24 protein-coding genes are annotated in these 23,312 nt (G+C 63.1%); 16 read left to right on the forward strand and 8 right to left on the reverse strand.

Going from position 1 to position 23,312, the window contains the following annotated elements; all coding sequences use genetic code 11:
* Positions 1-347: 347 nt before the first annotated feature.
* Complete coding sequence (locus NCT05_RS14830; RefSeq protein WP_008344444.1) at positions 348-1,124, reverse strand: enoyl-CoA hydratase; 777 nt, start codon at positions 1,122-1,124, stop codon at positions 348-350.
* Positions 1,125-1,264: 140 nt separating this feature from the next.
* Here NCT05_RS14830 and paaN point away from each other — a divergent pair, with 140 nt between their 5' ends.
* From paaN to paaK, 4 genes are all read left to right on the forward strand, one after another.
* Positions 1,265-2,974 (forward strand): phenylacetic acid degradation protein PaaN, encoded by a 1,710-nt coding sequence (gene paaN / locus NCT05_RS14835; RefSeq protein WP_175983113.1) that lies wholly within the window; start codon positions 1,265-1,267, stop codon positions 2,972-2,974.
* A 158-nt stretch (positions 2,975-3,132) separates the two neighbouring features.
* Entirely contained in the window at positions 3,133-3,924 is a 792-nt protein-coding gene (paaG, locus tag NCT05_RS14840) for a 2-(1,2-epoxy-1,2-dihydrophenyl)acetyl-CoA isomerase PaaG (protein ID WP_250481667.1), read from the forward strand.
* A 64-nt stretch (positions 3,925-3,988) separates the two neighbouring features.
* Entirely contained in the window at positions 3,989-4,375 is a 387-nt protein-coding gene (paaI, locus tag NCT05_RS14845; RefSeq protein WP_235366211.1) for a hydroxyphenylacetyl-CoA thioesterase PaaI, read from the forward strand.
* A 69-nt stretch (positions 4,376-4,444) separates the two neighbouring features.
* Positions 4,445-5,749 (forward strand): phenylacetate--CoA ligase PaaK, encoded by a 1,305-nt coding sequence (gene paaK, locus NCT05_RS14850; RefSeq protein ID WP_008344438.1) that lies wholly within the window; start codon positions 4,445-4,447, stop codon positions 5,747-5,749.
* A gap of 65 nt (positions 5,750-5,814) precedes the next feature.
* Here the strand turns inward: paaK and mltA are convergent, their stop codons facing one another.
* Positions 5,815-6,978 carry a murein transglycosylase A gene (gene mltA, locus NCT05_RS14855; RefSeq protein ID WP_502801793.1) on the reverse strand — a complete coding sequence of 388 codons (1,164 nt, stop codon included), beginning with the start codon at positions 6,976-6,978 and terminating at the stop codon, positions 5,815-5,817.
* On the opposite strand from mltA, the gene NCT05_RS37230 reads away from it, so the two are divergent.
* Positions 6,977-7,126: a hypothetical protein gene (locus NCT05_RS37230; protein WP_033536109.1), complete on the forward strand. Its 150-nt coding sequence runs from the start codon at positions 6,977-6,979 to the stop codon at positions 7,124-7,126. The genes mltA and NCT05_RS37230 overlap by 2 nt on opposite strands.
* Positions 7,127-7,151: 25 nt before the next feature.
* On the opposite strand, the gene apaG is transcribed toward NCT05_RS37230, so the two are convergent.
* Complete coding sequence (gene apaG / locus NCT05_RS14860; RefSeq protein ID WP_008344432.1) at positions 7,152-7,526, reverse strand: Co2+/Mg2+ efflux facilitator ApaG/CorD; 375 nt, start codon at positions 7,524-7,526, stop codon at positions 7,152-7,154.
* Between the two features lie 220 nt (positions 7,527-7,746).
* Between apaG and rpe the strand changes: the two genes are divergently transcribed.
* Both rpe and NCT05_RS14870 read left to right on the forward strand, forming a co-directional pair.
* Positions 7,747-8,442, forward strand: coding sequence for a ribulose-phosphate 3-epimerase (gene rpe / locus NCT05_RS14865; protein ID WP_250502651.1), 696 nt, complete (start codon positions 7,747-7,749; stop codon positions 8,440-8,442).
* Complete coding sequence (locus tag NCT05_RS14870) at positions 8,439-9,179, forward strand: phosphoglycolate phosphatase (RefSeq protein ID WP_250497038.1); 741 nt, start codon at positions 8,439-8,441, stop codon at positions 9,177-9,179. The genes rpe and NCT05_RS14870 overlap by 4 nt, the downstream gene beginning before the upstream one ends.
* Positions 9,180-9,380: 201 nt before the next feature.
* On the opposite strand, the gene NCT05_RS14875 is transcribed toward NCT05_RS14870, so the two are convergent.
* Positions 9,381-9,545, reverse strand: a complete 165-nt coding sequence (locus NCT05_RS14875) for a hypothetical protein (protein WP_160172923.1) — start codon at positions 9,543-9,545, stop codon at positions 9,381-9,383.
* Here NCT05_RS14875 and trpE point away from each other — a divergent pair.
* From trpE to NCT05_RS14905, 6 genes are read left to right on the forward strand one after another with little or no spacing between them, the layout of a single operon-like run.
* Positions 9,544-11,040: an anthranilate synthase component I gene (trpE, locus tag NCT05_RS14880; RefSeq protein WP_250502652.1), complete on the forward strand. Its 1,497-nt coding sequence runs from the start codon at positions 9,544-9,546 to the stop codon at positions 11,038-11,040. The two genes, NCT05_RS14875 and trpE, sit on opposite strands and share 2 nt — an antisense overlap.
* Positions 11,041-11,051: 11 nt before the next feature.
* Positions 11,052-11,636 (forward strand): aminodeoxychorismate/anthranilate synthase component II, encoded by a 585-nt coding sequence (locus NCT05_RS14885; RefSeq protein ID WP_034473938.1) that lies wholly within the window; start codon positions 11,052-11,054, stop codon positions 11,634-11,636.
* 4 nt (positions 11,637-11,640) lie between these two features.
* A complete protein-coding gene (gene trpD, locus NCT05_RS14890; protein WP_008344422.1) occupies positions 11,641-12,675 on the forward strand; it encodes an anthranilate phosphoribosyltransferase in 1,035 nt (344 codons plus the stop codon).
* 22 nt (positions 12,676-12,697) lie between these two features.
* The gene (gene trpC / locus NCT05_RS14895; RefSeq protein WP_250502653.1) at positions 12,698-13,483 is read left to right on the forward strand and encodes an indole-3-glycerol phosphate synthase TrpC; all 786 of its coding nucleotides are present in this window, start codon (positions 12,698-12,700) and stop codon (positions 13,481-13,483) included.
* Between the two features lie 20 nt (positions 13,484-13,503).
* Entirely contained in the window at positions 13,504-14,151 is a 648-nt protein-coding gene (locus NCT05_RS14900; RefSeq protein ID WP_008344419.1) for a CYTH domain-containing protein, read from the forward strand.
* Positions 14,148-14,930, forward strand: a complete 783-nt coding sequence (locus NCT05_RS14905; protein ID WP_008344418.1) for a uracil-DNA glycosylase — start codon at positions 14,148-14,150, stop codon at positions 14,928-14,930. The genes NCT05_RS14900 and NCT05_RS14905 overlap by 4 nt, the downstream gene beginning before the upstream one ends.
* A 48-nt stretch (positions 14,931-14,978) precedes the next feature.
* On the opposite strand, the gene NCT05_RS14910 is transcribed toward NCT05_RS14905, so the two are convergent.
* From NCT05_RS14910 to NCT05_RS14925, 4 genes are all read right to left on the reverse strand, one after another.
* Complete coding sequence (locus NCT05_RS14910) at positions 14,979-15,575, reverse strand: FMN-dependent NADH-azoreductase (RefSeq protein ID WP_250440218.1); 597 nt, start codon at positions 15,573-15,575, stop codon at positions 14,979-14,981.
* 142 nt (positions 15,576-15,717) lie between these two features.
* Positions 15,718-17,517, reverse strand: coding sequence for a M61 family metallopeptidase (locus NCT05_RS14915; protein WP_250502659.1), 1,800 nt, complete (start codon positions 17,515-17,517; stop codon positions 15,718-15,720).
* Positions 17,518-17,688: 171 nt separating this feature from the next.
* A complete protein-coding gene (locus NCT05_RS14920) occupies positions 17,689-18,420 on the reverse strand; it encodes a DsbC family protein (RefSeq protein WP_244807656.1) in 732 nt (243 codons plus the stop codon).
* Positions 18,421-18,470: 50 nt separating this feature from the next.
* Positions 18,471-19,643 (reverse strand): UbiH/UbiF family hydroxylase, encoded by a 1,173-nt coding sequence (locus NCT05_RS14925; RefSeq protein ID WP_034473934.1) that lies wholly within the window; start codon positions 19,641-19,643, stop codon positions 18,471-18,473.
* A 200-nt stretch (positions 19,644-19,843) separates the two neighbouring features.
* Here NCT05_RS14925 and ychF point away from each other — a divergent pair, with 200 nt between their 5' ends.
* The 3 genes from ychF (at position 19,844) to ettA (ending at position 23,192) form a co-directional block, all read left to right on the forward strand.
* Entirely contained in the window at positions 19,844-20,938 is a 1,095-nt protein-coding gene (ychF, locus tag NCT05_RS14930) for a redox-regulated ATPase YchF (protein WP_034473932.1), read from the forward strand.
* A 139-nt stretch (positions 20,939-21,077) separates the two neighbouring features.
* Positions 21,078-21,386: a DUF3761 domain-containing protein gene (locus tag NCT05_RS14935; RefSeq protein WP_008344406.1), complete on the forward strand. Its 309-nt coding sequence runs from the start codon at positions 21,078-21,080 to the stop codon at positions 21,384-21,386.
* Positions 21,387-21,524: 138 nt separating this feature from the next.
* Entirely contained in the window at positions 21,525-23,192 is a 1,668-nt protein-coding gene (gene ettA, locus NCT05_RS14940) for an energy-dependent translational throttle protein EttA (RefSeq protein WP_008344405.1), read from the forward strand.
* The last annotated feature ends 120 nt before the right edge of the window (positions 23,193-23,312 follow it).

The following is a 23,312-nucleotide window of genomic DNA, read 5'->3' on the forward strand; positions in this document are numbered from 1 at the left end:
CTATTGCCGATTCCGAAGAACCAGCCGCACTCGCCATCAAGCGCCCACACTTATCGGCTGTTAGTTTTTAAAGAGCACATCGCAAGACAAGCCTTACTTCAACTTCCGTCTTGCGTCGCTGCATCAGCAGCAGAGAAACGAGATTATGAAGAACGTTTCGGTTCGTGTCAACAAGAATTCGAAGTTTCTTTTTCTTGCCGATCCGCGCCCGGAGCCTTCTACAACCTACCCCCCCAAGCGCACCGCCGATACCGCCCTCTCCCGCTTCCTTCGCGTTCATCGAATCGCGAAGGAACGGAATTCTAGTGAGCGGAATCGAGGAGCGCAAGCGCTTTCTCACATGAACGTCACCGATGCTTGAAAACCGGCTTACGCTTTTCAACGAACGCCGCCATGCCTTCCTTCTGATCCTCCGTCGCGAACAGAGAATGGAACAGACGCCTCTCGAAATGAACACCTTCTGCGAGCGTTGTCTCGTAAGCGCGATTAACAGCCTCCTTGGCCATCATCACGGCGGGCAGCGAGAAGCCGGCGATGATCGTCGCCGCTTCGACGGCCTCGTCCAGAAGGCGATCCGCCCCGACGATGCGCGACACCAGCCCCGCCCGTTCGGCCTCGCTCGCGTCCATCATGCGCGCAGTCAGGCACATATCCATCGCCTTGGCTTTCGATACAGCGCGCGGCAAGCGCTGCGTGCCGCCCGCTCCCGGAATCACGCCGAGCTTGATCTCGGGCTGACCGAACTTGGCCGTGTCGGCGGCGATGACGATGTCGCACATCATCGCGAGTTCGCAACCTCCGCCGAGCGCAAAACCCGCGACCGCGGCAATGATCGGCTTGCGAATCGTGCGGATCGTTTCCCAGTTACGCGTGATGTAGTCGCCCTTGTAGACATCCATATAGGAGTAGCCGGCCATCATGCCGATGTCCGCACCCGCCGCGAACGCCTTTTCGCTGCCGGTCAGCACGATTGCGCCGATGTCTCCATCGGCGTCGAATGCCTTGAGCGCGACGCCCAGTTCGTCCATCAGCGCGTCATTCAGCGCGTTCAGCGCTTTCGGACGGTTCAGCGTAATCAGTCCGACCCGACCACGCGTCTCGACCAGCAGATTCTCGTAAGCCATTCGCTCCTCCTGCGATCCTCAGGTAAGCCCTAATGAAAAGTCATTCGTCACTGCATCTCGATAATGCTACCATCACCAACCAACCGGTCGGTTAATTATTCGGCCTGGCACCTTTCCCTCGTTCTTCTCTTCTCGCGACCATGACACATCCGCTATTCACGAAGCACGAAGCGACGCTCGACAAAGCGCTCGCAGCCATCGAAACGCGCGGCTACTGGAGCCCGTTCGCCGAAATGCCGAGCCCCAAAGTGTACGGGGAAACGGCCAGCGCCGATGGAGAAGCAGCATTCAAAGCTCATCTCGGCAAGACTTTCGAACTCGATCAGCCTTCGACGGGCGAAACGGTCGGGAAGGAGCGTTCGCCGTTCGGCATCGCGCTGGACGTCCGCTATCCGAAGGCCGATCCCGACGCGCTGACTCAAGCTGCGGCCAAGGCGCAGTCCGCCTGGCGCGCCGCCGGCCCGCAGGCTTGGGTGGGCGTGAGCCTCGAAATCCTGTCGCGCCTGAACCGCGCCAGCTTCGAGATCGCGTACGGCGTGATGCACACGACCGGCCAGGCATTCATGATGGCATTCCAGGCCGGTGGCCCGCACGCGCAAGACCGGGCGCTGGAAGCCGTCGTCTATGCGTGGGACCAGCTACGTCGCATCCCCGCCGAAGCGCACTGGGAAAAGCCGCAAGGCAAAAATCCGCCGCTCGCGATGCAAAAGCGCTTCTCCATCGTCCCGCGCGGCACGGGGCTTGTGCTCGGCTGCTGCACGTTTCCGACCTGGAACGGCTATCCCGGCATGTTCGCCGATCTCGCAACCGGCAACGCCGTCATCGTCAAGCCGCACCCCGGCGCGATCCTGCCGCTCGCGATCACCGTGCGAATCGCGCGTGAAGTGCTTCGTGAGGCCGGCTTCGATCCGAACGTCGTCACGCTCTTGGCCACCGAACCCAACGACGGCGCGTTGGTCCAGGAACTCGCCGTGCGTCCCGAAATCAAGCTCATCGATTTCACGGGAAGCACGCAAAACGGCACCTGGCTCGAGCGCAACGCGCATCAGGCGCAGGTCTACACCGAGAAGGCGGGCGTGAATCAGATCGTCATCGATTCCGTGGACGACATGAAGTCCGCCGCGCGCAACATCGCCTTCTCACTCGCCCTCTATTCCGGTCAGATGTGCACCGCGCCGCAGAACATCTACGTGCCGCGCAATGGCATCCGCACCGCCGAAGGCCAACTGAGCTTCGATGACGTCGCGAAAGCGCTCGCGGGCGCCGTCGAAAAACTCGCATCCGATCCGGCCCGCGCCGTCGAGCTCACGGGAGCGATTCAGAACGATGGCGTCGTGGAACGCGTCACCGAAGCGCGCAAGCTCGGCGACATGCTGCTCGACAGCCAATCTCTCACGCACCCTGCGTTTCCCGAAGCCCGCGTTCACACACCCCTCATGCTCAAGCTCGACGCGCGCACCGACGAAGCGAAATTCACCAAGGAATGGTTCGGCCCGATTTCGTTCGTCGTCGCGACCGACTCGACCGCGCAATCGCTCGAACTCGCCGGGTCGATCGCGCGCACGCACGGCGCCTTGACGTTCTCGGTCTACAGCACCGACGACAAGGTGATCGAAGCCGCGCACGAAGCAGCCATTGAAGGCGGTGTCGCGCTCTCGATCAACCTCACCGGCGGCGTCTTCGTCAATCAGACCGCGGCGTTCTCCGACTTCCACGGCACGGGCGCGAACCCCGCGGCCAACGCAGCGCTTTCGGATGCAGCTTTCGTCGCAAATCGCTTCCGAGTAGTGCAAAGCCGCGTCCATGTTGCACCGAAGGCCGCGTCGGCGGAAGCTGGCCAGACGGCATAAGCCAATCGACACAAACGATCCAAAGGCCGGATCGCCGTGCAAACGGCTTATGCCATTCGGCCTAATGGAAAGCTCGCGGTCGCGCGGCTAGTATCGGATGCAAGGAATGGCGGCGAGCACGCGCCGCCGCAGCCGCATTCGTCGAGAGAGGAAATGTAATGACAGAGAAGTCCGTGTTCTTTCACGTCGATGTCGAGACGCGCGTCGCGACGTTGACGCTCAATCGCCCCGACAAACTGAACAGCTTCACGCGCGAGATGCATCGCGAGTTGAACCAGGCGCTCACTGAAATAGAAGCGGGCAATGCGCGCGCGCTCGTCATCACCGGCGCGGGTCGCGGCTTCTGCGCGGGACAGGATCTCGCGGATCTGGATTTCACGCCTGGCTCGATGTCGGATCTGGGCGATCTCATCGACGAGCACTTCAATCCGCTCGTGCGCAGGCTTCAGGCCTTGCCGATGCCGGTCATCGCGGCAGTGAACGGCACGGCCGCTGGAGCCGGGGCGAATCTCGCGATGGCGTGCGACTTCGTCGTCGCGGCGCGCTCGGCCAGCTTCATTCAGGCATTCGTGAAGATCGGCCTCCTGCCCGATTCGGGCGGCACATGGCTGCTGTCGCGCCGCGTCGGTGAGGCGCGTGCGCTCGGGCTCGCGCTGACGGGCGAAAAACTCAGCGCCGAGAAGGCGGAGGCGTGGGGCATCGTGTGGCGCGTCGTCGACGATGCCGAGCTGCAGCAAGCGGCCGCGCAACTGGCCGCCCAACTCGCGCAGCAGCCGGCGCGCGCGGTCGTCGCGATCAAGAAAGCGATCCGCGCGAGCGCGAACAGGACTTTCGACCAGCAGCTCGATCTCGAACGCGATCTTCAGCGCGAGCTCGGTGCGTCGCCGGATTACATCGAAGGCGTCGCCGCGTTCAAGGAGAAGCGCGCACCGCGCTTCGAAGGTCTGTGAGAACCGAATCGAACTGGAGATATCTGTGACGCCACAACAACTCGCGGAAGCCACGGCGAAAGCCATGTACGAAGCGGACGCATGCTCGCGCGCGCTCGGCATCGAGCTGATCGAAGTCCGGCCCGGCTATGCGCGTCTGCAAATGGACGTGCGCCCCGACTTTCTGAACGGCCATGCGATTTGCCACGGCGGCCTGATGTTCACGCTGGCGGACTCCGCGTTCGCGTTCGCCTGCAACTCGTACAACATCAGCACGGTCGCGGCGGGCTGCTCGATCGAGTTTTTGCGGCCCGTGCAGGGCGGCGATCGCCTGACTGCCGAAGCGATCGAGCAAACGCTGAGCGGGCGCACGGGTATCTACGATATCCGCGTGACGAATCGCGAAGGCGAGCCGGTCGCGATGTTCCGCGGCAAGTCGGCTCAGATAAGAGGCAACGTAATTCCCGTGTGACGGACTCGTTCATATAACGGACGCGGCATCTAAAAGCCGCGCCGCGTAGTCAGCATCAAGGAGACAGCAATGACCACATCGCTGCCGCTCGACCCGATCGAGAAGGCGAGCCGCGACGAACTCGCGGCGCTGCAGCTCGAGCGTCTCAAATGGACGCTCAAGCATGCTTACGAGAACTCGCCGGTTTATCGGCGCAAGTTTGACGAAGCAGGCGTTCATCCGGATGACGTCACGTCGCTCTCGGATCTTGGCCGTTTTCCGTTTACGACCAAGAAGGATCTGCGCGACAACTATCCGTTTGGCATGTTCGCGGTTCCGCAGGAGCGGGTCTCGCGCATCCACGCGTCATCGGGGACGACGGGCAAGCCGACTGTCGTCGGCTACACGGCGCAGGATCTGGACAACTGGGCGAACCTCGTCGCACGCTCCATTCGGGCGGCCGGCGCACGTCGTGGCGACAAGGTGCACGTGAGTTACGGCTACGGCCTCTTCACCGGCGGACTCGGCGCGCACTACGGCGCCGAGCGCGCGGGACTCACCGTCATTCCGTTCGGCGGCGGCCAGACGGAGAAGCAGGTGCAACTGATCCAGGATTTTCGGCCGGACATCATCATGGTCACGCCGAGCTACATGCTGTCGATCGCCGATGAACTGGAGCGCCAGGGCATCGATCCGGCAAGTTGCTCGCTGCGCATCGGCATTTTCGGCGCGGAGCCGTGGACGAACGACATGCGCCGCGCGATCGAAACGCGCATGGGCATCGACGCCGTCGACATCTACGGACTCTCGGAAGTAATGGGGCCGGGCGTGGCATCGGAATGCGCGGAAACCAAGGACGGCCCGACGATCTGGGAAGATCACTTCTATCCCGAGATCATCGATCCGGAAACCGGCGAGGTGCTGCCGGACGGCGAATTCGGGGAACTCGTGTTCACGTCGCTCACGAAGGAAGCGTTGCCGATCATCCGCTATCGCACGCGCGATCTGACGCGCCTTCTGCCCGGCACCGCTCGCACGATGCGACGCATGGAGAAGATCACCGGCCGCTCCGACGACATGATGATCGTGCGCGGCGTCAATGTTTTCCCGACGCAGATCGAGGAGTTGCTGCTCAAGCGCCCGGTACTCGCGCCGCACTATCAGATCGTGCTCACCAAGGAAGGCCCGCTCGACGTACTCACGCTGAATGTCGAGCCTTGCCCCGAATCCGCGCCGGATGTGACCGCGCTCGAAAACGCGAAGTCCGCGCTCGCCTACGACATCAAGGCGCTGATCGGTGTGAGCGCCGTGGTGAACGTGCTCGCGGTGAACGGCATCGAACGATCCGTCGGCAAGGCGCGGCGCGTGATCGACCGGCGCAACGTCGCGTCGTGAAGCAAAAAGCTCGCGAGCCATGATGGCCGCGAGCTTTTTGTGAAGCTGCCGGGAAACCGGCGATATCAGGAATTGGGCAGCAACAGCCACATCCTGCCGCCCTGCTTCATGCGCCCGGCGAGATCGCCGGCATCGTCCCCCAGTCCCCAGAAATAGTCCGCGCGCACACCGCCTTTGATCGCCGAACCGGTGTCCTGCGCGAAAACGAGGCGATTCATCGGCTGATTGCTGAGCGGACGCGTGGTCTGCAGGAAAACGGGCGTGCCGAGCGGAATCGCCGACGGATCGACGGCAATCGAACGCTCCGGCGTCAACGGCACGCCGAGCGCGCCGACGGGACCGTCGCCGAGACTTGCGGACACCGTTTCGTTAGCGGGCATCTCGCGGAAAAAGACGAAGCGCGGGTTCACGTCGAGCAGTGCGTCGACGCGCGCCGGATTCGCCTTCGCCCATGCTTTGATGCCTTGCATCGTCGCCTGTGCGGGCGTGAGTTCGCCGCGATCGAGCAATTCCTTGCCGATCGAGCGATACGGCTGGTTGTTGGTGCCGCCGAAGCCGACGCGCATCACGCTGCCGTCTTCCATGACGACGCGCCCCGAACCCTGCACCTGCAGAAAGAACGCTTCGATCGGATCGTCGACCCACACGAGTTCGTTGCCGTTCAACGCGCCCGAACGTTCGAGCTGCGCGCGCGCGGGAAGCGCCGAACCGGGCTTGTATCGATACGGCCACCGGTACAACGCATACTGATAAATCCCGTGACGCGTGCGCGACCCGCGCAGAAGCGGCTCGTAGTAGCCGGTCACGAGACCGTCGAGCGTGCCGTCGGTGTTGGCGAGCTGAAATGGCGTGAAATAGGCTTCGAAGAAGCTGCGCGCCGCCGACATGTCGAGGTCGTCCAGCCGCTCGGCCGCCGCGCACGCCTTCTGCCAGTTGGCCTGTCGCGAGAGCCGGTTGCAGTTCTGGCGCAGCGCGGCGGTCGCGCCGATCAGCGAATCGTCCTGCCAGCCCGGCACCTGCTGCCAGCTCACCGCAGTCAGGCGCGAAGCGGCGCGCTGTCCGGTGACGATCGGCGTGCCGGTCGCCGTCGCAGGCCCCGGCTTCACGTAATTGCCGCCGCCGCACGAGGCGAGCAGGACAGCGGTTGCAATCGATGCGGCCCAGGCCGCTGCTCGTGCGGCCGGCCCCACGAAGCGCATACAATGCTCGTTCTTGATGGGAACCGCCATGTCTGATCTGTTCGACGAATATCCAATGCTTATTTTTGCGCTCGAGTCGCTCGTGGCGCTCGCCTTGCTGATCTTCATCGTCGTATGGACGGCATCGGGCAAGAAGAAGAACCAGAACCGCTCGAACGATCCCGCGAAACGGCGCTGATTCGCGCCGCCTGCCGCTGTTTCGCTCAGTGGAGCGTGCGCGGCATATGCAACGCAAATTCCGCTACGGGCGCTTCGAAGCGCTCGCCGTCTTCCGCCACGCAGAAATACTCGCCGCGCATCGTGCCGACCGGCGTCGCGATTACCGCCCAGCTCGTGTATTCGAACTGCTCGCCCGGCGGCAACAGCGGCTGATGCCCGACGACGCCCAGCCCCTTCACTTCCTGAACGTGATCGTTGCTGTCGGTGATGATCCAGTGCCGCGAGATCAACTGCGCCGCCACCTGGCCGGTATTGCGGATCGTCAGCGTGTAGGCAAATGCGTACTGCCTGCTATCCGGGTCTGATTGGTCCGGCAAATACCGCGTCTCCACGGAAACGCTGAATTCGTACTGGCTCATCGTTGTTCCAATTCCAATTCGATCGGCCGCTTGGCCGCCAGACACGGGCGCGCCGGCGCGCGGCCATTGGTCTGGCATTCTGCTTGATGCGAGCGGCGCCCGCAACACGATTGGCGTCCCGCCGCCACATCCGCGCGCCATCCGTTGGCCATTCGGACGAGGGACTCCGCGGAAAACGCGGGTTAAAATCACGGCTTTAGGTCGCTACCCGCATACGTCCATGGCGCAATTCCACATCGCTCCCAGCATCCTGTCCGCCGACTTTTCCCGCCTCGGCGAGGAAGTCCGCAACGTCGTCGCCGCCGGCGCCGACTGGATCCACTTCGACGTCATGGACAACCACTACGTGCCGAACCTGACGATCGGTCCGATGGTGTGCGAGGCTATCCGCCCGCATGTGGACGTGCCCATCGACGTGCATCTGATGGTGCGCCCGGTCGACCGCATCGTGCCCGATTTCGCGAAGGCCGGCGCCAATGTGATCAGTTTTCATCCGGAAGGTTCGGATCACATCGACCGCACGCTGTCGCTGATCCGCGATCACGGCTGCAAGGCGGGCCTCGTTTTCAATCCCGCCACGCCGCTGATCTACCTCGATCACGTAATGGACAAGGTCGATCTCGTGCTCATCATGTCGGTGAATCCGGGTTTCGGCGGGCAGTCGTTCATTCCCGAGGCGCTCAACAAGGTGCGCGAGGCACGCGCGCGCATCGATGCGTATCGGGATCGCACGGGGCGCGAAATCCATCTGGAAGTCGATGGCGGCGTGAAGGTCGACAACATCGCGGAAATCGCGGCGGCCGGCGCGGATTCGTTCGTCGCGGGATCGGCCATTTTCGGCAAGCCCGACTACAAGGCGGTCATCGACGCAATGCGCGCCGAACTGGCGAAGGTGGAACCTGGAGCGAAAGCATGAGTGAGATCGCAGCGGCGCAATCGCCCTTTGTGAATCGTCCGATCCGCGCGGCGATCATCGACCTCGACGGCACCATGGTCGACACCGCCGACGACTTCGTCGCGGCACTGAATGCAATGCTCGCGCGCATCGCCATCGAACAGCCGGTCACGCGCGATGAAGTCACGGGCTATGTCGGCAAGGGTTCGGAGAATCTGATCCGCAGCGTGCTCGCCGTGCGGCTGTCGCCGTCGCAAGCGGTCGCGCAGTTCGACGACGCGCTCGCGATCTATCAAAGCGAATACGCGAAGATCAACGGCAAGCACTCGACGCTATTCCCGGAAGTGAGGGAAGGCCTCGAAGCGATGCGTGAAAGCGGCGTCGCGCTCGCATGCGTGACCAACAAGCCGCATCGCTTCGCCGTGGAGTTGCTTGCGCACTTCGGCATTGCGGATTTCTTCAAGGTGATTCTCGGCGGCGACTCGCTGCCCGCGAAGAAACCCGATCCGCTCCCGATGCTCACCGCATGCGAACGACTGGACGTCCTGCCGCGCGAGACCGTGGCGGTCGGCGATTCGGAAAACGACGCGCTTGCGGGCCGCGCGGCTGGCCTCGCGACCTTGACCGTTCCGTACGGTTACAACCATGGGAAGCCTGTACAGTCGGTGAAATCCGATGGTATAGTTTCCTCGCTGCGCACCGCAGCATCGGCGATTGCGGCCACCTTGGCGCCGCCGGACACCACACTGACTGAATAAGTCCATCCATTCATGTTTCTCAACAGAAAACGGAGTCTGAGCAGCATCGACCGGGGAGCCTGGCCCTGGCGTCGCTGGTCGCGCTAACCTCGCCCGAGGTGCGCTGAAGCCGTCATGCGTGATCGCGCTTCAGCATCCGTTTTTTGTTTCGCTGCGCATACCCGCGCCGTTTCCGTTGAATCGTCGTATATCGAACCTCGCTCACGCACGCGTCGTGTAGTGCCGCGAGTCGTCCTGTCCGCTTCCGCAAATCGAAGCGGCGGGGCCGTCGTATGCGATCATCACGAGATTCGACCGACCGCAGCGCCCTGCACTCCCCGATACCGCGCCACCCAGAAAGCGCGCATCGCTCAAGGATCGCAACATGACCGAACTCGAATTCCAATCGCTGGCGAACGAAGGCTTCAATCGCATTCCGCTCATCGCCGAAGCCCTCGCCGACCTCGAAACGCCGCTCTCGCTCTATCTCAAGCTCGCGCAGACCGAGCGCAACGGCGCGAACTCGTTCCTGCTGGAGTCCGTCGTGGGCGGCGAGCGTTTCGGGCGCTACTCGTTCATCGGTCTGCCGGCCCGCACGACCGTGAGCGTGCGAAACGGCAAGACGCAAGTCGTGACCGATGGCAACGTCATCGAGACGGATGAAGGCGATCCGCTCACGTTCATCGAGCAATATCAAAAGCGCTTCAAGGTCGCGACGCGGCCCGGCTTGCCGCGCTTTTGCGGCGGTCTCGCGGGCTACTTCGGTTACGACGCGGTGCGCTACATCGAGAAGAAGCTCGCGCACAGTGCGCCGCCCGACGATCTCGATCTTCCCGACATCCAGTTGCTGCTGACCGAAGAAGTCGCGGTCATCGACAACCTCGCGGGCAATCTTTATCTCATCGTCTACGCCGATCCGACCAAGCCGGAAGCGTATGCCAAGGCGAAGCATCGGCTGCGCGAACTGAAGGCGCGTTTGCGCGTGACGGTTCAACCGCCGGTGACATCCGCGAGCGTGCGTACGGAAACGTTCCGCGAATTCAAGAAGGACGATTATCTGAACGCCGTGCGCCGCGCGAAGGAATACATCGCGGCCGGCGAACTGATGCAAGTGCAAGTCGGCCAGCGGCTCATCAAGCCGTTTCGCGACAATCCGCTTTCGCTGTATCGCGCGCTGCGTTCGCTGAATCCGTCGCCGTATATGTACTACTACAACTTCGGCGGCGAAGTGCACGTGGTCGGTGCATCGCCGGAAATTCTCGTGCGTCAGGAAAAGCGCGCCGACGATCGCATTGTGACGATTCGTCCGCTCGCAGGCACGCGCCCGCGCGGCAACACGCCCGAACGCGACGCCGAACTCGCCACCGAACTGCTTAACGATCCGAAGGAAGTCGCCGAGCACGTCATGCTGATCGACCTCGCGCGCAACGACGTCGGCCGCATCGCGCAGACCGGGTCGGTCACCGTGACGGACAAACTGGTCATCGAAAAATACTCGCACGTCCAGCACATCGTGAGCTCGGTCGAAGGCAAGCTCAAGGAAGGCATGAGCAATTTCGACGTGCTGCGCGCCACCTTCCCTGCCGGCACGCTGTCCGGCGCGCCGAAGGTTCGCGCGATGGAACTCATCGACGAACTCGAGCCGATCAAGCGCGGCTTGTACGGCGGCGCTGTCGGGTATCTGTCCTTCAGCGGCGAAATGGATCTGGCCATCGCGATCCGCACCGGTCTCATCCACAAGGGCAATCTCTATGTTCAGGCGGCAGCGGGCGTCGTCGCCGATTCGGTGCCCGAATCCGAATGGCAGGAAACGGAGAACAAGGCGCGCGCCGTGCTGCGCGCCGCCGAGCAAGTGCAAGACGGCCTCGACAGCGACTTCTGAGGAGACAAGCCATGCTGCTGATGATCGACAACTACGATTCCTTCACCTACAACCTGGTCCAGTACTTCGGCGAACTCGGCGAGGACGTGCTCACGTATCGCAACGACGAAATCACGCTCGACGAAATCGCGAAGCTCAACCCCGAGCGCATCTGTCTTTCGCCGGGACCGAGCAATCCGCAACACGCGGGCATCACGCTCGACGTGTTGCGTGAGTTTTCCGGCAAGCTGCCGATTCTTGGCGTGTGCCTCGGCCACCAGGCAATCGGCGAGGCGTTCGGCGGACGCGTCGTGCGCGCACAGACGATCATGCACGGCAAGGTGAGCCAGATCGAAACCGACTGTAAAGGCGTGTTCGCCGATCTTCCCAAACACTTCAACGTGACGCGCTATCACTCGCTCGCTATTGAGCGCGAGTCTTTGCCCGACTGTCTGGAAGTGTCCGCGTGGACGCCCGACGGCGAAATCATGGGTGTTCGTCACCGTGAGCTGGAAGTGGAAGGCGTGCAGTTCCATCCGGAATCGATTCTTTCCGAGCACGGCCACGCGCTGCTCGAAAACTTCGTGAAAAACTCTTCGACCGGAAAGCGAGCCTGACGACATGACCATCACCGCACAGGAAGCGCTGCAGCGCACGATCGAACATCGGGAAATCTTTCACGACGAAATGCTGCATCTGATGCGCCAGATCATGCGCGGCGAGATGTCGCCCGTCATGGCCGCCGCGATCATCACCGGCTTGCGCGTGAAGAAGGAAACCATCGGCGAAATCGCCGCTGCCGCGACCGTCATGCGCGAATTTGCGAATCACGTCGAAGTGGCGGACAACTCGAATTTCGTCGATATCGTCGGCACGGGCGGCGACGGCTCGCACACGTTCAATATCTCCACGGCGTCGATGTTCGTCGCGGCCGCGTCGGGCGCGAAGGTCGCGAAGCACGGCAACCGCGGCGTGTCGAGCAAATCCGGCAGCGCGGACGTGCTCGAAGCCCTCGGCGTGAACATCGATCTGACACCGGAACAAGTGGCCGCTTCCATTGCCGAAACCGGCATGGGCTTCATGTTCGCGCCGAATCATCATCCGGCGATGAAGAACATCGCGCCCGTGCGCCGCGAACTCGGCGTGCGGACCATCTTCAATATTCTCGGGCCGCTGACGAATCCGGCCGGCGCGCCGAATCAGCTTCAGGGCGTGTTTCACGAAGACCTCGTCGGTATTCAGGTGCGCGTGATGCAGCGTCTCGGCGCGAAACACGTTCTCGTCGTGTACGGCAAGGACGGCATGGACGAGGTGTCGCTCGGCGCCGCGACGAAAGTCGGCGAGCTGAAAAACGGCGAAGTCACCGAGTACGAGATTCATCCGGAGGATTTCGGCCTGCAGATGGTGTCGAATCGTTCGCTGAAGGTGCAGGACGCGCAGGAATCGAAGGCAATGCTGCTAGGCGCGCTGAACAACAAGGCGGGCGTCGCGCGCGAGATCGTCACATTGAATGCGGGAACCGCGCTTTATGCCGCGGATGTCGTCGATTCGATCGAAGCCGGCATGGCCGCCGCGCGCGAAGCGATCGAGAGCGGCGCGGCGCGCGAGAAGGTCGAGACGCTCGTGAAGTTCACGCAGCAATTCGCAAAGAAATAACGGAACCCGAACGGAAGCCGACATGAGTGACATTCTGGATCGCATCATCGCGGTCAAGCGCGAGGAAGTCCGCGCTGCCGAACAAAGCGCGCCGCTCGAAGAGCTGAAGCTCGAAGCCAGTTCGCGCGACCTGCGCGATTTCGTCGGCGCATTGCGCGCGAAGCATGCGGCGAATCAGGCGGCGGTGATCGCGGAAGTGAAGAAGGCGAGCCCCTCGAAAGGCGTGCTGCGAGAGGATTTCGTACCCGCCGACATCGCGCGTTCGTACGAAAAAGGCGGCGCCGCATGCCTTTCCGTGCTCACCGACGTGCAGTTCTTCAAGGGTAGCGTCGCGTATCTGGAGGAAGCGCGCGCGGCGTGCAGTCTGCCGGTGCTGCGCAAGGACTTCATCATCGATCCGTATCAGATCATCGAAGCCCGCGCGATGGGCGCGGACTGCATTCTGCTGATCGCCGCCGCGCTCGAACTCTCGCAGATGCAGGATCTCGAAGCCTACGCGCACTCGCTCGGGCTCGCGGTGCTGGTCGAAGTCCACGACGCCGACGAACTGCGCGACGCGCTCACGCTGAAGACGCCGCTCATCGGCATCAACAATCGCAATCTGCGCACGTTCCAAACGACGATCGAAACGACCATCGGCTTGCTGGAGCAGATTCCCGATGACCGCATCGTGGTAACGGAATCCGGCGTTCTGTCGCGCGTCGATGTCGACCGGCTGCGCGCGATGCGCGTGCATACGTTCCTCGTCGGCGAAGCGTTCATGCGCGCCGACGATCCGGGCGCCGAACTCGCGCGCATGTTCTTCTAAATCTCATCGACGGGAACCGCATGGGCATCGAACGGGAATTGAAACTCGCGCTCGCGCCGTCGCAACACGACGACGTGGCGCGCTTCTTCGACGAACGCACCGGCGCGGGCAAGCCGATCGAGCTTGCCAACGTCTACTTCGACACGCCGGACTGCGCGCTCGCGAAGGCGAAATCCGCGCTGCGCCTGCGCCGCACGCCGGAGCAATGGCTGCAGACGTTCAAGACGCTCGGCAAATCGGTGGCTGGCCTGAGCAACCGGCACGAGTGGGAGTTGCCGGTGCAAGGCGAAGCGCTCGAAATCGATGCGCTCATCGCCGCCTGCGACAACGACGCCGCGCGCGAAGCGCTGGAACGCGCCGCGCCGGACCTGATCGCGCTGTTCAAGACCAACTTCAGGCGCATCGTCTGGGACATCGAGCGCGAGGGTTCGCATATCGAAGTCGCGCTGGATCGCGGCGAAATCACGGCGGACGTCGACGGCACGACGCGTCGCGCGGATATCAGCGAGCTGGAGCTGGAACTGAAATCCGGCGAGGAAAGCGCGCTTTCGATGCTCGCGGCGGAATTGCGCGGCGCGTTTCCCGAGATCGTTCCCGAAGACCTCAGCAAGGCGCAGCGCGGCTATCTGCTGCGCGAGCCGCCCGAAGGCAAGAACCGCAACGCATGAATCAGCAGCCTTCCCTTTTCGCGGATAACGAAGCCGCGAACGCGTCGTCGAACTCCACGACGCTCGAAAGTCAGTTCGACGCGCTGCCCGCCGACTGGCGCCGCCATCTGAAGCCGTTCATCGACAGCAAGCATTACGCGGCGTTGTGCGCGTTCGTCGATGCCGAGCGCGCCGCCGGCAAGACCGTCTATCCCGCCGATGTCTTTCGCGCGCTGCGCCTCACGAGTCCTGCCGACGTGAAGGTCGTCATCCTCGGACAAGACCCGTATCACGGCGAGGACAAAGGCGCGCCGCAAGCGCACGGCCTCGCGTTTTCGGTGCCCGCACCCGTGCGCCCGCCGCCGTCCTTGCGCAACATCTTCAAGGAGATTCACGCGAGTCTCGGATTTCCCGCGCCCGCGCACGGTTGCCTCGATTCGTGGGCCAAACAAGGCGTGCTGCTGCTGAACACGTCGCTGACGGTCGAGCGCGATAAAGCCGGAAGCCACGCGAAACGCGGCTGGGAACAATGCACCGACACGCTGATCCACGAAATGGCGCAGCGTCACGATGGCCTCGTGTTCATGCTGTGGGGCGCACACGCGCAGGCGAAGCGCAAGCTGATCGACGACACGCAGAAGGCGCATTGCGTGCTGGAGGCGGCGCATCCGTCGCCGTTGTCGGCGTACCGCGGATTCTTCGGCTGCGGGCACTTCGCGCTCGCGAACGAATATCTGACGAAGCACGGACGCGCGCCGATCGACTGGCGTCTGCCCGCCGAGCCTGAATTGCTCGCCTGAAACGCAAAAAACCCCGCCACGCGGGGTTTTTCTTCGATACGAAAGCGCTTAAACCGCTGCGATCGCCTCACGCGCCGACGCGAGTGCCGCGCCAGCCGCTTCCGGTCCCATGTTCAGGCCTTCGGCGTAGATGAAGTTCACGTCCGTCATGCCGAGGAAGCCGAGGAACGTCTTGAGGAACGGCGTCTGCGAATCGTTCGGCGTGCCTGCGTACTTGCCGCCGCGCGCCGACACCACGTACACCTTCTTGCCCTTCACGAGACCTTCCGGACCATTCGCGGTGTAGCTGAACGTGATGCCCGCACGCGCGATCCAGTCGAAATACGTCTTCAGTTGCGACGAGATGCCGAAGTTGTACAGCGGCGCTGCGATTACGACGATATTCGCGGCTTGCAGCTCGGCGATCAGCGCTTCGCTCTTGGCGTTGATCGCGGCTTGCTCCGCAGTGCGCTGATCGGCGGGCGTGAAGAACGCGCCGAGCGTGGCGTCGTCGAGATGCGGCAGCGCGTCGCCCAGCAGATTGCGCACGACCACCTTCGCGCCCGGATTGCTTTGTTGCAGTTTCGCGGTCAGTTCGTCGGCGAGCAGCGTCGATTGAGCGCCTTGCGAACGGGCGGCGGAGTTGATCTGGAGAATCGTCGTCATGATGGCTTCCTGTCTCTGAGAGGTTCGGGCGCACTCGGCGTCCCGTTAGGAAGCATTCTTCTCATTTCGACCTTCGGGAAAAAGCCGTCAGATCGTGACGGATCGTTGCACCGATAGAACAATCCGCCACATATTCCGGCAATCAGCCTTTCAGCCAGCGCTCGCGCCATTGTTTCGACGGACCCCGACCGTCGATGGCCGTCAGCACGTAACGCGCGACTTCCGGTCCGTCCAGCTTGACCTCGGTGCGGCGCAGCTCGTCGCGACGGAACGCGTGCACCTCCACTTTCGCGCCCGGCAGATAACGCGACAGCAGCGCATCGAGATTCGAGCCGTTGACGCGCAGTCCGTCGATCGCGACGAGCACATCGCCCGCCGACAATCCCGCCTTCTGCGCCGCGCTGCCTTCGTGGACGACGGCCAGCGTGCAATCCGCGCCGCCACGCACGCGCGCGCCGAGCGACGGCTTGACCGCCGCGCCGTTGCCCGGCAGATCGGGGGCGAGCGCGATGCCGAACGGCTCGAAAAGCGCGTCGAGCGGCAGATCGCGCGTGCCGCGCACGCCGTCGCGGAACAGCGAGCGCAGGTCAGCGCCGGTCGCTTCGGCGAAAAGCGCCTCGACGTCTTCCTCCGCAATGCCGCGCCCCTTGCCGTTGTAAAACTCGCGACCGTAGCGCTGCCAAAGCAGACGCATCACGTCGTCGAGCGACTTGCGGTTGTCGGTCTGCGCGCGAATCGACAGATCGAACGCCAGCGCGACGAGCGAGCCTTTCTGGTAATAGCTGACGATCGCGTTCGACGCGTTTTCGTCGGCGCGGTAGTACTTCACCCAGGCGTCGAACGAGCTTTGCGCGACCGATTGCTTGAACCGCCCGGAGCCGCGCAGCACGCCGCCGATCGTCTTGCCGAGCAGACTGAAATAATCGCCGGCGGAAATCAGGCCGCTGCGCACGAGCATCAGATCGTCGTAGTACGACGTGAAGCCTTCGAAGAGCCACAAGAGCGTCGTGTAATTTTCCTGCGACAGATCGTACGGCGCGAACGTCGCCGGCTTGATCCGCTTCACGTTCCACGTATGGAAATACTCGTGGCTGCACAGGCCGAGATACGTGCGATAACCCTCGGTCGTTTCCGGGCGGCCCTGCACCGGCAGATCCGTGCGATTGCAGATGAGCGCCGTCGATGCGCGATGCTCCAGCCCGCCGTAACCATCGCTGACGGCGACGGTCATGAACACGTAGCGCTCCATCGGCGCTTTCTTCGTGCGCGGCTCGAAGAGCGCGATCTGCGCTTCGCAGACGCGCTTCAGGTCGGCGGCGAGCCGGTTCATATCGAGATTGACGACGCGCCCCGAAATCACGATGTCGTGCTTCACGCCGTGCGCGCTGAAACTGCCGAGCGCGAATTCACCGAGCGTGACCGGATGGTCGACGAGTTCGTCGTAATTCGCCGCTTCATAGGCGCCGAAACCGTAGCGCTTCGTGCCGCGCGCTTCTGAAAGCGCCGTCGCGACGCGCCAGTTGCGATACGCGCCGCCCTGCGGCGGTTCGATATCGACGACGCACCGCGCGCCCGACTGCCCTTCCACCGCGAGGAACGTGCTCGTGCCGTTGAAGAAGCCGACGGTGTCGTCGAGATGCGCGGCGCGCACCGACATGTCCCACGCGTAGACCTCGTAGCGCAGCGTGATCGGGCCGTCGGTCGGCGCGGCTTGCCACGCGTGCTTGTCGATCTTTTCGATGGCGATCTTGCGGCCCGCCGCGTTGAACGCCTGCAGCGTCGCGATGTTGCGTGCGAACTCGCGGATCATGTAGCTGCCCGGAATCCAGACCGGCAGCATGAAGCGCTGGCCGGCCGGATCGGGAACGGCTACGGTCAGCGTCACTTCGAAGAGATGCGCGGCGGGATTTTTCGGAACGATGCGGTAGCGGACGGGCTGCACCGTTTGCAAAAGCGTAGTCATCTCGATGTCCTTTGTTCTTGTTCTGGGCGCGTCGATCTTGAACGAACCGCGCCCGGCGCCTTGCTTGTTTACGCTGCGCTTTCGGAAAAGCAAGGCCGTAAAAACACAGGAGGCGCATGACGCGCCTCCCTTCTTCGTTTCGGACCGCGCTCAGCGCACGGCGGACAGTTCCTTTTCGAGCCGGTCGGCGGGCACGGCGCCTGGCAGACGCCGGCCATCGGCGAGGAATACGGTCGGCGTGCCGGTGACGTTCATCGCGCGGCCGAGCTTTAGATTCTTGTCGATGGCGGTCGTATCGCACGATCCCGACGCGGTCGGCGCCTTGTGATCGAGCATCCAGCTTTCCCACGACACACCGCGATCCTGCGCGCACCAGATCGACTTCGACTTGGCCGTCGAATCGGGCGAGAGCACCGGATACAGGAAGGTGTAGACCGTCACGTTGTCGATCGACTTCAGCGTCGATTCGAGTTGCTTGCAGTACGGGCAGTTCGGATCGGAAAACACCGCGATCTTGCGGCTGCCGTTGCCCTTCACGACCTTCACCGCGTTCTCGAACGGCAGCTTCGCGAAGTCGATCTTGTTGGTTTCGGCAAGCCGCGCCTCGGTCAGGTTCTTGCTGTTCCGTGTATCGACGAGATCGCCGATCAGCACGTAATTGCCGCTCGCGTCGCTATACACGATCTGGGAGCCGAGATTCACCTCGTAGAGACCGGGAATCGGCGTCTTTTCGATGCTCTTGATGGTCGCGTCGCCCATGCGCGATTCGAGCGCCGACTTGAGCTTGTCGGTGGTCTGATCGGCCTGCGCCGAACAGCCGACGCCGAGCGTCACGGCGAGCGCCGCGGCCGTCGCCAGGGCCAGTCTGAGGGTGGTTTTCATGCGGTTTCCTGTGAGTCGTGCGGCATCGCGCCCGAGAAAGTGAGATTGTTTCAGCCGAGCGCCGCCGAGACGAGCCAGCGCTTGATGAGCGGCTGCGCGCCGACGAACGCCATGCCGGTGTTGCGGACCGCGCGCGCGAGCGTACCCGGCACGGCGAAAAGCCGCTGCAGGCCGTCGGTCGCGAACATGAGCTTCTGGATGTCTTCACGGCGCGCGCGTTCGTATCGGCGAAGGAGGATCGGATCGCCGAGATCGCGGAACGACTCCTTGTTCGCGATGACGTCCGCGAGCGCGGCGACGTCGCGCAGGCCGAGGTTCATGCCCTGCCCCGCGAGCGGATGAATCAGATGCGCGGCATCGCCGACGAGCGCAACACGCGGCGCGACGAGTTTGTCGACGGTTTGCAGCCCGAGCGGAAAGCCTTGCGCCGGCGTCACGCAATCGAGCGTGCCGAGCTGGTTTTGCGTTGCCGTTTCGACTTGCGCGGCGAGTTGCGCCGGATCGAGCGCGAGCAGTTCGTCGGCGTGTTCGGTGCGCGCGGACCACACGAGCGAAACGTGATCGCCCGGCAGCGGCAAGAGCGCGATGATTTCGGTATCGCGGAACCATTGGTACGCCGTTTCGCCGTGCGGCTTTTCGGCCTTGAAATTGGCGACGACGCCCGTCTGCCGATAATCGCGCCGATTCATCTTCGCGCCCATTTGCGCGCGCACCCACGAATGCGCGCCGTCCGCGCCGACGATCAGATCCGTCTCCAGCATTTCGCCGCTCGCGAGCGCAATGTGCGCGGCGTCGGCTTCGACCGTCATGCCCTGCGCGCGCGATTCGAACCACGAAAGACTCGGCGAAAAGCGCAACGCGGCATCGAGCGATTGCTCGATCAGCGACGATTCCACGATCCACGCGAGCTGCGGCACCGACGCCTGAAACGCCGAGAAGTGCAATTCCGCGTGGGCATCGCCGAACACGCGCATGTCGAAGACGGGACCGAGCCGCGAACGATCGAGCGCCTGCCAGACGCGCAGACGCTCCAGCAGCGCCTGCGAGCTCGACGACAGCGCGTAGATGCGCGAATCGAACGCCGCGCCCGGCGGCAGGCCAGCCGCGCGCGACGCGACGAGCGCGGTGCGCAGCCCGGATTGCGCGAGCGCGAGCGCCGCCGTCTTGCCGACGAGCCCGCCGCCGACGACGATAGCGTGAAATTTCAGTGGATGCGGAGTCATCCGGGCATTATAGCCGTGGGGTTCGAACGGGTTTGCGAGCCGGCGGCGGCGCTTGCCCGCGACGGTGCGGCGGTACAATAGCGGTTTGCCTGGCCGCCGCACGCGGCCGTAGCGTGGCGGGCGGTTCTCGCCCGCTCATTGCGCACCATTTTTGACGAAACCCGCGCGGCCCGCGCCGTCTTACCAGTTCGAAGGATTCCATGAGCCTCCAATGCGGCATCGTCGGCTTGCCTAATGTCGGCAAGTCCACTCTTTTCAATGCGTTGACCAAGGCGGGCATTGCCGCCGAAAACTATCCGTTCTGCACGATCGAGCCGAACGTCGGCGTCGTCGAAGTGCCGGACGCGCGCCTCACCGCGCTCGCCGAAATCGTGAAGCCCGAGCGCATCCTGCCGGCGGTCGTCGAATTCGTCGATATCGCGGGGCTCGTCGCCGGTGCGTCGAAAGGCGAAGGCCTCGGCAATCAGTTCCTCGCGAACATCCGCGAAACCGACGCGATCACGCACGTCGTGCGCTGCTTCGAGGACGAGAACGTGATCCACGTCGCGGGCCAGATCGATCCGATTGCGGATATCGAAGTCATCAATACTGAACTCGCGCTCGCCGATCTGGCGACGGTCGAAAAAGCGCAGGCGCGCTATTCGAAGGCGGCGAAGTCGGGCAACGACAAGGAAGCGATCAAGCTCGTCGCCGTGCTGGAAAAAGTGCGCGCGCAGCTCGATCAGGCGAAGCCGGTGCGCGGCCTTTCGCTGACGGAAGAAGAACTGCTGCTCATCAAGCCGTTCTGTCTGATCACGTCCAAGCCGACGATGTACGTCGCGAACGTGAAGGACGACGGCTTCGAGAACAACCCGCATCTCGACGCGGTGCGCAAGCATGCGGAAGCGGAAAACGCGCCGGTGGTCGCGGTGTGCGCGGCGATCGAAGCGGAAATCGCCGATCTCGACGATGCCGACAAGCTCGAATTCCTCGCCGACATGGGCATGGACGAGCCGGGCTTGAATCGCGTGATTCGCGCGGGTTTCAAGCTGCTCGGCCTGCAGACGTACTTCACGGCGGGCGTGAAGGAAGTGCGCGCGTGGACGATTCATATCGGCGATACGGCGCCCCAGGCGGCGGGTGCCATTCACACGGATTTCGAGCGCGGGTTCATTCGCGCGCAGACCATCTCGTTCGATGACTACATCGCTTATAAGGGCGAGCAAGGGGCGAAGGAAGCCGGGAAGATGCGCGCCGAAGGGAAGGAGTATGTCGTGCACGACGGGGATGTCATGAATTTCTTGTTTAACGTCTGACGCGCGACGTAAAGAAACGTCAAAGCTGCTTGCCTCGCGAAGCGGAGTGTCTTTTCATGGACACTCCGCTTTTTTCTTGCGCGGACGAGACAACGCAGCAACGCTGCGATCGACAAAAACAACGAGACATAACCACGAGATGCAGAGACACGCACTGCGCGCATTCACAGCTTTCACGCTGATCGCGGCGAGCTTGCTCGCAACGTCCGACGCCTTCGCCTATCGCGGCAACCCGTACCAGTATCAACCGCAGCCCGACGAGTCCGATCTCGACAACCACGGTCATTACGTCAACCGCGACGGCAACGTCGTCCACTCGCCCGCGCGCACGCGCTCCGGCGCTGTCCCCGCGGGCGCGACCGCGCAATGCCGCGACGGCTCCTACAGCTTCAGCCAGCATCACAGCGGCACATGCTCGCGGCACGGGGGCGTAGCCGCCTGGCAATGACCGCCTCCACCGCGAAGTACAATGCCACCTAATCCCGCCTGCGCGAAACGCCACGGCGGGAACGCGCGAATCCGCGCCACCGAACATCCTCGCGCGCCGAACCGGGCGCCCCGCATTCATCCATCCAGCTAGGACAACATGGCCCAATACGTCTTCACCATGAACCGCGTCGGCAAGATCGTCCCGCCGAAGCGTCAGATCCTGAAAGACATCTCCCTTTCGTTCTTCCCCGGCGCCAAAATCGGTCTGCTCGGCCTGAACGGTTCCGGCAAATCGACGCTCATCCGCATCATGGCGGGCGTCGACAAGGACATCGAAGGCGAAGCCACGCCGATGCCCAATCTGAACATCGGCTATCTGCCGCAGGAGCCGCAGCTCGATCCGCAGCAGACCGTGCGTGAAGCCGTCGAAGAAGGTCTCGGCGATGTCTTCCTGGCGCAAAAGAAGCTCGACGAAATCTACGCCGCCTACGCCGAACCCGACGCCGATTTCGACGCGCTCGCCGCCGAACAGGCGAAGTACGAAGCCATCCTCTCGACGAGCGATGGCGGCAGCCCCGAGCAGCAACTCGAAGTCGCCGCCGACGCGCTGCGCCTGCCCGCGTGGGACGCGAAAATCGAACATCTGTCGGGCGGCGAAAAGCGTCGCGTCGCGCTGTGCAAGCTGCTGCTGCAAAAGCCCGACATGCTGCTCCTCGACGAACCGACCAACCACCTCGACGCCGAATCCGTCGAATGGCTCGAACAGTTTCTGACGCGCTATCCGGGCACCGTCGTCGCGGTGACGCACGATCGCTACTTCCTCGATAACGCCGCCGAATGGATTCTCGAACTCGACCGCGGACACGGCATTCCGTGGAAGGGCAACTATTCGAGCTGGCTCGATCAGAAGGAAGACCGCCTGAAGCAGGAAGAGGCGAGCGAATCCGCGCGTCAGAAGGCGATCAAGAAAGAACTCGAATGGGTGCGGCAGAATCCGAAGGGACGTCAGGCGAAATCGAAGGCGCGTATCGCGCGATTCGAGGAACTCAACAGCCAGGAATACCAGAAGCGCAACGAAACGCAGGAAATCTTCATTCCGGTCGGCGATCGCCTCGGCAATGAAGTCATCGAGTTCAAGAACGTCAGCAAGGCGTATGGCGACCGCCTGCTCATCGACAACCTGAACATGAAGATTCCGGCGGGCGCGATCGTCGGCATCATCGGGCCGAACGGCGCGGGTAAGTCCACGCTCTTCCGCATGCTGACCGGCAAGGAGCAGCCGGATTCGGGCGAAATCGTCAAGGGACCGACGGTCAAGCTCGCGTACGTCGATCAGAGCCGCGATGCGCTCGCCGCCGACAAGACCGTCTTCGAGGAAATCTCCGGCGGCGCCGACGTCCTCACGGTCGGCAAATACGAAACGCCGTCGCGCGCGTATATCGGCCGCTTCAACTTCAAGGGCAGCGATCAGCAGAAACTCGTCGGCAATCTGTCCGGCGGCGAGCGCGGACGTCTGCATCTGGCGAAGACGCTCATCGCGGGCGGCAACGTGCTGCTGCTCGACGAACCGTCGAACGACCTCGACGTCGAAACGCTGCGCGCGCTCGAAGACGCGCTGCTCGAATTCGCCGGCTCCGTGATGGTGATTTCGCACGACCGCTGGTTCCTCGACCGCATCGCGACGCACATCCTCGCGTTCGAGGGCGATTCGCACGTCGAATTCTTCGACGGCAACTATCAGGAATACGAGGCCGACAAGCGCAAGCGTCTCGGCGAGGAAGCCGCGAAGCCCAAGCGTCTGCGCTACAAGCCGATCACGCGCTAACGTCTGACGAAATAGCCTATGCGGGCGCGCGCACCGACATCAGGCGTAAAAGTGGCGACTGTGTAGGGCGCAGTCGCCACTTACTTTTTCGAGCGACGCTTTCCAGTAAGCCGACACGGA

Source organism: Caballeronia sp. AZ7_KS35 (genome assembly GCF_023631045.1).
In the GTDB taxonomy this organism is placed as follows: Bacteria; Pseudomonadota; Gammaproteobacteria; order Burkholderiales; family Burkholderiaceae; genus Caballeronia; species Caballeronia zhejiangensis.

Excerpts from the sequence above, each read along its gene's own strand:
- NCT05_RS14900 (WP_008344419.1), top strand. The coding sequence starts at position 13,504 with ATGGGCATCGAACGGGAATTGAAACTCGCGCTCGCGCCGTCGCAACAC.
- NCT05_RS14905 (WP_008344418.1), top strand. The coding sequence starts at position 14,148 with ATGAATCAGCAGCCTTCCCTTTTCGCGGATAACGAAGCCGCGAACGCG.
- paaG (WP_250481667.1), top strand. The coding sequence starts at position 3,133 with ATGACAGAGAAGTCCGTGTTCTTTCACGTCGATGTCGAGACGCGCGTC.
- ettA (WP_008344405.1), top strand. The coding sequence starts at position 21,525 with ATGGCCCAATACGTCTTCACCATGAACCGCGTCGGCAAGATCGTCCCG.
- NCT05_RS14830 (WP_008344444.1), bottom strand. The coding sequence starts at position 1,124 with ATGGCTTACGAGAATCTGCTGGTCGAGACGCGTGGTCGGGTCGGACTG.
- NCT05_RS14875 (WP_160172923.1), bottom strand. The coding sequence starts at position 9,545 with ATGTTGCGATCCTTGAGCGATGCGCGCTTTCTGGGTGGCGCGGTATCG.
- mltA (WP_502801793.1), bottom strand. The coding sequence starts at position 6,978 with ATGGCGGTTCCCATCAAGAACGAGCATTGTATGCGCTTCGTGGGGCCG.
- rpe (WP_250502651.1), top strand. The coding sequence starts at position 7,747 with ATGGCGCAATTCCACATCGCTCCCAGCATCCTGTCCGCCGACTTTTCC.
- trpC (WP_250502653.1), top strand. The coding sequence starts at position 12,698 with ATGAGTGACATTCTGGATCGCATCATCGCGGTCAAGCGCGAGGAAGTC.
- NCT05_RS14925 (WP_034473934.1), bottom strand. The coding sequence starts at position 19,643 with ATGACTCCGCATCCACTGAAATTTCACGCTATCGTCGTCGGCGGCGGG.
- NCT05_RS14920 (WP_244807656.1), bottom strand. The coding sequence starts at position 18,420 with ATGAAAACCACCCTCAGACTGGCCCTGGCGACGGCCGCGGCGCTCGCC.
- paaI (WP_235366211.1), top strand. The coding sequence starts at position 3,989 with ATGTACGAAGCGGACGCATGCTCGCGCGCGCTCGGCATCGAGCTGATC.
- NCT05_RS14910 (WP_250440218.1), bottom strand. The coding sequence starts at position 15,575 with ATGACGACGATTCTCCAGATCAACTCCGCCGCCCGTTCGCAAGGCGCT.
- trpD (WP_008344422.1), top strand. The coding sequence starts at position 11,641 with ATGACCATCACCGCACAGGAAGCGCTGCAGCGCACGATCGAACATCGG.
- trpE (WP_250502652.1), top strand. The coding sequence starts at position 9,544 with ATGACCGAACTCGAATTCCAATCGCTGGCGAACGAAGGCTTCAATCGC.
- paaN (WP_175983113.1), top strand. The coding sequence starts at position 1,265 with ATGACACATCCGCTATTCACGAAGCACGAAGCGACGCTCGACAAAGCG.
- paaK (WP_008344438.1), top strand. The coding sequence starts at position 4,445 with ATGACCACATCGCTGCCGCTCGACCCGATCGAGAAGGCGAGCCGCGAC.
- NCT05_RS14885 (WP_034473938.1), top strand. The coding sequence starts at position 11,052 with ATGCTGCTGATGATCGACAACTACGATTCCTTCACCTACAACCTGGTC.
- NCT05_RS37230 (WP_033536109.1), top strand. The coding sequence starts at position 6,977 with ATGTCTGATCTGTTCGACGAATATCCAATGCTTATTTTTGCGCTCGAG.
- apaG (WP_008344432.1), bottom strand. The coding sequence starts at position 7,526 with ATGAGCCAGTACGAATTCAGCGTTTCCGTGGAGACGCGGTATTTGCCG.
- ychF (WP_034473932.1), top strand. The coding sequence starts at position 19,844 with ATGAGCCTCCAATGCGGCATCGTCGGCTTGCCTAATGTCGGCAAGTCC.
- NCT05_RS14935 (WP_008344406.1), top strand. The coding sequence starts at position 21,078 with ATGCAGAGACACGCACTGCGCGCATTCACAGCTTTCACGCTGATCGCG.
- NCT05_RS14870 (WP_250497038.1), top strand. The coding sequence starts at position 8,439 with ATGAGTGAGATCGCAGCGGCGCAATCGCCCTTTGTGAATCGTCCGATC.